We start from the raw sequence: 6,721 nt of genomic DNA, 5'->3' as shown, positions 1-6,721 counted from the left end.
ATTATATAGGGGTTATCTAAATATATTTACCTCCTGTGATTAAGTTATATAAAGACTAAATCACAGGAGGTTTATTTTTATGATAACAGTAGAAAAACTGGAAAAAGGTACTTATTTTGATGATGCTTTTAAAATCTCATTTAGATACGATCCCACTACTGTAGCTAAGGTAAAAGAGCTGGCAGAGCGGAGATATTTACCAGAGGATAGAGCGTGGGAGATCCCAGCACATGAGCTACCAGCTCTCATAGAGAAAGTAGGGCTTAGCAATATCAAAAGTGAGGAGGCTGTAGTACAAGCTCTCAATACTAAGGAGATCGAGGATAAAAGGGAGGCTACACAGGAGAGGCTAAAGGGTATTAAGCCTGTAAGAGATTTTGATTTTAAGACAGCTCCCCTCCCTCATCAGATCGAGGCTTTTAATTATGGAATGGAGAAAAACTCTTTACTTATCGGAGATGAGCAGGGCTTAGGCAAGACAAAGGAAAGTATTGATATTTGTGTAGCCAGAAAGAAAGAGCTCATTAAAACCCTTATTGTGTGTGGGGTAAATTCTGTAAAATATAACTGGGAGAAAGAGATCCAGATCCACTCTAACGAGGGCTGTGTAATGGTAGACGGTAAGACAATGGATGTTAGAGTACAACAGCTAAATGACTGGTACAGAGGCTCCTCTTATTTTGGGGTTATCAATATTGAGAGCCTCAGAAATGAGAAAATACAAGATGCTCTCTATCTGGGGATTAAGGATGGCTATATAGGGGCTATTATTGTTGATGAGATCCATAAGGCTAAAAACGGAGGCTCTCAACAGGGAAAAGCCCTTAGATTTTTGAAAGCTCCAGTTAAGATAGGATTATCTGGTACTCCAATGAATAAAGCGGAGGATCTGTGGAATATCCTTACATGGTTGGGAGTAGAGAGGAGATCCTTTTATAGTTTTAGAAATGCCTATTGTACTATGGGAGGTTTCGGAGGCTATAAAGTAATCGGATATAAAAACTTAGATAGCCTCAATGCTGAGTTAAATACTGTAATGCTTAGAAGAAAGAAAGAGGAGGTACTAGATCTCCCTCCTAAGCTGTACAGTACTGAGTATGTAGAACTTACCACAGCTCAGAAAAAACAGTACAGGGATATTAAAAATGGCATTGTAGCGGATATGGAGAATATCTTAGCCTCTGTTAATCCTCTTAACTGTACTCTCCGCCTCAGACAGCTTACCAGCGGTAATCCTAACTTAACAGATGATAGCCCTAAGCTGGATCGTATTAAGGAGATGCTGGAGGAGGAGATTATCCCTAACGGTCACAAGGCTATCATATTTTCTCAGTGGAGCACGATAGCTAAGGATCTGGGGATAGAGCTTAGTGAATATGATCCGATTGTAATTACAGGAGAGGTACCTCCAGAGCAGAGGCAGAGATTAGTAGACAATTTCCAGACTAACCCACACTGTAAAGTAGCTATAGGAACTATCGGAGCTATGGGTACTGGATTAACTCTAAATAAAGCCTCTTATGTATTCTTTATGGATAAAGCATGGAATAGCGGAGATAATGCACAGGCTGAGGATAGAGCCCACAGAATAGGTACCGTAGGGGCTGTAAATGTAATCTCTATGGTGGCTAAGGGTACCATAGATGAGGCGGTAGAGGATTATCTGTTAGAAAATAAAGATCTCATTGATCGAGTAGTAGACGGTAAAGGATCTAAGCAGGATATTAAAACCATCCTTAACAAATTACTTAGCATTTAATATACAGGTGTGGTATAATAACTCAAAATGGAGGTACATAATGAGAGCGATAACAATAGATGCAGATACAGGAAAAAGAGTATACACAAGGAAAGAGGTAGCGGATCTGGTAGGAGCCTCTACTCAATCTATCCGCCTCTGGGAAGATGCTGGAGCTATTCCAGCCAGTGTAAGAGATGAGGGAGGCTATAGATACTGGTATGAGGAGGATCTGGAGGCTATAAAGGCTTATGCCTCATTACCGAGAAAAGCAAAACTTAAAAAGTAGCCCTAAGTGTGAGGAGAGTGTAACAGCTCTCCTCTTTTTTTTTTGCCCTTAATTTTGAGGGCTATCTAAAAATTTACCGTTTGTGTGATTAGGTTAAGTATCAAAAGAAAAGGAGGTAAGCAGGATGCTTAAAATCAGTTTTACAAATGCTGAGGTATCGGATCACGGATACGGTTTAGAGGTAAATGGTAAATCCTTAGAGGATATTATTTCTACCGCCTTAGGAACTAAACTTAAGGGTAATGGTGGTTATGGATCTGGATTACCTAGCTTTAGCTCTAATAGCTGTGATGTAACGGTTACTATCAATCCACACGATAAAGAGTGTGAGATTGAAACAGGGGATAACGTGTGGCACAGCGTAGAGGAAATGGAGGCAGAAAAGAGTGAGCAGTTTCAAGAGGAAAATGCAGAGGCAGATCCAGAAAAATAATGGTACCCTCCTCCACAAAAAGGTAGTAGCTAGAAAGATGGGCTGTAAATCCGTGGAGGAGTATAACCGTAGAATGGCACGCAGAGAAAAGAATTTAAAAGAGATGGAGGATAACAAAGATGGCAAATGATTTTACAGCAAGGGTAGCAGGTATCAGCGTAGAGCTGGGTATGAGTGTACAGAATAAGAGTGGTATCTGGTGTAAGCCTACAGTAAAGATGGATATTAAGATTGATGGAGGTACGAACCCTCAGCAGAGAGAGGCTATTATTAAACAGGCTTTTGATGAGGTTTGTGATAACATTAAGAAAACCATCTCAGAGATGGAGTAATACTTACAGGGGGGGGGAGTATCTCTCCTCTCTCCTTAACTGGAGGTAATTATGGCAAAACAGATAAAAGTAAGAGAGGATAATTACTTTGCTGTACAGGGCTGGATGGTAACAGAGCTAAAACTAAAGGGTAACGCACTTATGCTCTATGCGATCATCTACGGATTTTCTCAGACTACTAACACAGCTTTTACAGGGAGTGTAGATTACCTCTGTGAGTGGCTGGGTGGTGTATCAAGACCTACGATAATTAACACTTTAGATAACCTAGTTAAGCAGGGGCTCCTCACTAAGAGTAGTACCACTAAAGGAGCTCTCATTTACAACAGCTATACAGCTTTAAGACCGAGTAAAAAAATTTTATCCGATGAAGATCCAACGAGTAAAAAAACTTTACCCGATACGAGTAAAAATTTTTTACTCAATAAAGATAGTAAAGATAATATAGAAAAATCCATCTCTAAAGAGATGGAGGGCAAAGCCCCTAAAAAGAGATCTTATAGTACTATCTTAGAGGATCCTGTTAATAAGTTTGTGAAAGAGGCTCTTAGTAAATTTATACAGTACTGTAGGGGTAAAAATTATACTCCTAAAGTAACTACGGTAGAAAAGTTTGCTAGTACTCTTAGAGATAATGCTGGAGAAGATCCTGTAGTGGCTCTGGCTATTGTGGATCAGAGTATAGATAAGGGATGGAAAGATCTCTATCCACTTAAGAACTATGGTAGACAGGGAAAGCCTACAGCGATCAGTAAAAAATTTAGTGGTAATACCCTTAAAGATGCTGAGGGTAAAGATATTGTGTTTAAGTAATCTGGAGGAGGGTGTAAAAGCTCTCCTCTAAATTTTTACCTCTTTTGTGATTAGGATTACTCAAAAGGAGGTAAAAGCGGATGAAATGCTATGCAAGTGATTATTGCCAGAAAGATAAAAGCTCCTGTAGTGATGTATGCGGAGGCTACAGAGTACTTAGAGCTTTATACAATTTAAGCAGGATCCCAGAGAGATACCGTTATACTATCGCTCTTAAGCCAGAGAATGGAGAGGATCTGGAGGCGTTTACAACTCTGGATAATTATAAAAATGATGTGCTCAGTATGGTAGATGAGGGCAGAGGTTTATATATCTGGGGAAAGAGTACAGGGAATGGTAAAACCTCATGGGCTTGTAAAATTATGAGTTACTTTTTTCGGAAGATAGCTTTTAATACAGGGCTGGAAAATGAGGGGCTATATATATTTCTCCCCACTTTTTTAGAAGATCTCAGAGATAATTATGATAATAAAGATCCAGAGTTTGATGAGATCCTTAGAATGATAAAAACCTGTAGGCTCCTTATCATAGACGATATAGGAGCAGAGAGGGTAACAGATTGGGTAAGGGAGAGGATGGTAAGTATTATAAATACCAGAGTATCTAATAACCTCACTACGATCTATACCAGTAACCTCTCTCCAGAGGAGCTTAGGGGCGAGTTAGGGGATCGGATAGCCAGTAGAGTATTAGGATCCTCACAGGTAGTAGAAATTACAAGCGGAGATAGGAGGGGGATTATAAATGGCTAATATGATTGAGCAGAGCTTACTCTGTAAGGTATTAGATGCTCCAGATCTGGAGATCCTCCACTCTAACGGAGTAATAGAGGAGATGTTTCTTACCTGTAAGGATGAGATCCATTTTATCATAGAGCATTACAACAGCTATAAGCAGATGCCAGATAAACTAACCTTTTTAGGCAGGTTCAAAGATTTTCAAATGCTGGAGGTTACAGAGAGTACAGATTACTTAGTATACAAGCTCAAAGAGGCTTATACATATACTAAGTTGGTGCCTCTGATTGAGGATACAGCAAAGGTAGTAAAAGAGGATAGTATTAAGGCGATCCAGTACCTCAAAGAGGAGATAGAAAAGCTGGAGAAATCCGTACCAGTGAGCAGGAATAAAGATGGCTATGATATTATCTCTAACGCTGGAGATCGCCTTACAGAGTATAAAAAGCGGTGTGAGGTAAAGGGGCTTATAGGTATTCCTACAGGTATCCCTAAGCTGGATGAGATTACTAATGGCTGGCTCTGGGGAGAGGATCTGGTAGTACTCACAGGGCGTACTAACGTAGGTAAAACATGGATTGGAGAGTACTTTGCTACGATGGCGTGGAACATGGGTTATAAGATCCTTATGTACTCTGGAGAAATGAGTACCGCTATGGTTGGTTTTCGTTTTGATACTCTCAATAAGCACTTTAGCAATATGGGGCTCCTTAATGGATCTGGTACTCTGGGAAAGAAACCAGATACAGACGGAGCAAAGTACTTACAGGAGGATTATGAGAAGTACATAACACAGCTCCAGCAAAAGAGCGGATTTATCGTAGTTACTCCAGATGATTTTGAGGGGCGTAAGCCTAATGTGGATGAGATCAAGAGCTTAGCTATTAAGCATGGGGCGGATATGATTGTAATAGATCAGCTCTCTCTTATGAGTGATAAGCGTAGGGCAGATATACCTAGAATAGCTTATAACAATATCTCAGAGGATCTCTTTTTGATGAGTAAGGAGCTCAAAAAGCCTGTACTCCTTATGGCACAGGCTAACCGTGAGGCAGTTAAGAACCGTAAAAAAGGAGAGAGCCCAGAGCTCCACGATCTGGCAGAGAGTGACGGTGTAGGACAGAACGCCACAAGAGTATTATCTTTATCCGTGATAGATGGCACTCTTAAGATCAGTGTTAAGAAAAACAGATATGGTATCAATAACAAAGAGGTGCTTATGATCTGGGAAGTAAACACAGGATACCTTAAGCCTCTCCTTAGTGAAAATCCAGAGGAGAGCACAGAGGATAAAAAGGATGATAAACCAGATGGAGAAAAGGATAAAGGAGGAGAGAAAGATTATGGTTTCTAAAGGTGGAGTACCTAAGGGGAGGATCATCCCTGTATATCTTACAGATGAGGGAGATGTCTACCCTATTTATTTACATGAGATGGGAGAGTTAGAGATTATACAGAGGCTTGTAGCAGGTATCTTAGATAATAAAATTGTGGTGGATACTAATACCAGAATTAACTCAGAGAATGATAAAATCTCTATTTTTGATTTAAGTAAGAAAAAATAATAAAAATTTCTCTAAATGTTACCTCCTTTTCTGATTAGGTTAAGTAAATCGGAAAAGGAGGTACTTTTTTATATGACGATTACAAGTAAGGAAGTAGCGGAGATGCTGGGAAAGAGGCACGATAACCTTTTAAGAGCGATCCGCAAATATATTACACAGTTAGGAGATGAGGCTCCTAAGTATTTCTCAGAGGATCCAGATAAGGGTGGTAGATTGTACCACATTACTAAGGCTGGCTGTGATCTTATGGCAGGGCGTATTATCGGAGCTCAGAGTGAGGCTTTTAAGACTAAGTATGTTCCAGTGTTTGGAGAGGAGGCTCCTGTAGAGGTGGTAGAGGAAAAGCAGGAGGAGCCACAGGAGAAAGCCTACACAGTAGAGGAGGTAGCCCAGATCTTAGGCTGTAGTGAGAGAAATGTATACAGAAATATCCAGAGCGGAAAGCTGGAGGCTGTAGAGCGTGAGGTAATGATCCCTACTCTTAAGAAGTTTGTAACAGAGGAGGCTCTGGAAAAATATAAAGCAGGGAGGGCTAGTTAATGAACTACTTTGAAATGAAATGGAGGCTCTCCGCTTGCAGGATACAGGCAGGATACTCACAGGCAGAGGTAGCAGAGATCTTAGGTTGTAGTGATAAGACTATTGTTAGCTGGGAAACAGGTAAGACAGCTCCTAAGATGGAGAAAGCACAGGAGCTTAGTGATCTGTACGGTATCCCTCTGGCTTATATGGATTTTTCAAAGGCTGGAAACTCTACACCTCTTAGAGAGCGTGAGAGTGAGACACAGATCCCAGCTTTTTAATTTATAGGAGG

10 protein-coding genes are annotated in these 6,721 nt (G+C 40.4%); all 10 read left to right on the top strand.

What is annotated here, in order from left to right; all coding sequences use genetic code 11:
- Positions 1-79: 79 nt before the first annotated feature.
- The 10 genes from EUBELI_RS10385 (at position 80) to EUBELI_RS10340 (ending at position 6,710) form a co-directional block, all read left to right on the top strand.
- Positions 80-1,759, top strand: coding sequence for a DEAD/DEAH box helicase (locus EUBELI_RS10385; protein WP_012744517.1), 1,680 nt, complete (start codon positions 80-82; stop codon positions 1,757-1,759).
- 40 nt (positions 1,760-1,799) lie between these two features.
- Positions 1,800-2,027 carry a MerR family transcriptional regulator gene (locus EUBELI_RS10380; protein ID WP_012744516.1) on the top strand — a complete coding sequence of 76 codons (228 nt, stop codon included), beginning with the start codon at positions 1,800-1,802 and terminating at the stop codon, positions 2,025-2,027.
- 124 nt (positions 2,028-2,151) lie between these two features.
- Positions 2,152-2,460 (top strand): hypothetical protein, encoded by a 309-nt coding sequence (locus tag EUBELI_RS10375; protein ID WP_012744515.1) that lies wholly within the window; start codon positions 2,152-2,154, stop codon positions 2,458-2,460.
- Between the two features lie 119 nt (positions 2,461-2,579).
- Complete coding sequence (locus EUBELI_RS10370; RefSeq protein ID WP_012744513.1) at positions 2,580-2,792, top strand: hypothetical protein; 213 nt, start codon at positions 2,580-2,582, stop codon at positions 2,790-2,792.
- Between the two features lie 51 nt (positions 2,793-2,843).
- Positions 2,844-3,605, top strand: coding sequence for a helix-turn-helix domain-containing protein (locus EUBELI_RS10365; protein ID WP_012744512.1), 762 nt, complete (start codon positions 2,844-2,846; stop codon positions 3,603-3,605).
- Between the two features lie 80 nt (positions 3,606-3,685).
- The gene (gene zapE, locus EUBELI_RS10360) at positions 3,686-4,357 is read left to right on the top strand and encodes an AFG1/ZapE family ATPase (protein ID WP_012744511.1); all 672 of its coding nucleotides are present in this window, start codon (positions 3,686-3,688) and stop codon (positions 4,355-4,357) included.
- Positions 4,350-5,696 carry a DnaB-like helicase C-terminal domain-containing protein gene (locus EUBELI_RS10355; protein WP_012744510.1) on the top strand — a complete coding sequence of 449 codons (1,347 nt, stop codon included), beginning with the start codon at positions 4,350-4,352 and terminating at the stop codon, positions 5,694-5,696. Before zapE ends, EUBELI_RS10355 begins: the two co-directional genes overlap by 8 nt.
- Positions 5,686-5,907 (top strand): hypothetical protein, encoded by a 222-nt coding sequence (locus tag EUBELI_RS10350; protein WP_012744509.1) that lies wholly within the window; start codon positions 5,686-5,688, stop codon positions 5,905-5,907. The genes EUBELI_RS10355 and EUBELI_RS10350 overlap by 11 nt, the downstream gene beginning before the upstream one ends.
- Before the next feature lie 72 nt (positions 5,908-5,979).
- Positions 5,980-6,447 carry a Rha family transcriptional regulator gene (locus tag EUBELI_RS10345; protein ID WP_041688879.1) on the top strand — a complete coding sequence of 156 codons (468 nt, stop codon included), beginning with the start codon at positions 5,980-5,982 and terminating at the stop codon, positions 6,445-6,447.
- The gene (locus EUBELI_RS10340) at positions 6,447-6,710 is read left to right on the top strand and encodes a helix-turn-helix transcriptional regulator (RefSeq protein WP_012744507.1); all 264 of its coding nucleotides are present in this window, start codon (positions 6,447-6,449) and stop codon (positions 6,708-6,710) included. Before EUBELI_RS10345 ends, EUBELI_RS10340 begins: the two co-directional genes overlap by 1 nt.
- The last annotated feature ends 11 nt before the right edge of the window (positions 6,711-6,721 follow it).

This window comes from [Eubacterium] eligens ATCC 27750, from assembly GCF_000146185.1.
In the GTDB taxonomy this organism is placed as follows: Bacteria; Bacillota; Clostridia; order Lachnospirales; family Lachnospiraceae; genus Lachnospira; species Lachnospira eligens.
The sequence above is the reverse complement of the archived record's forward strand: the minus strand, read 5'-3'. Positions and strand labels throughout refer to the sequence as shown.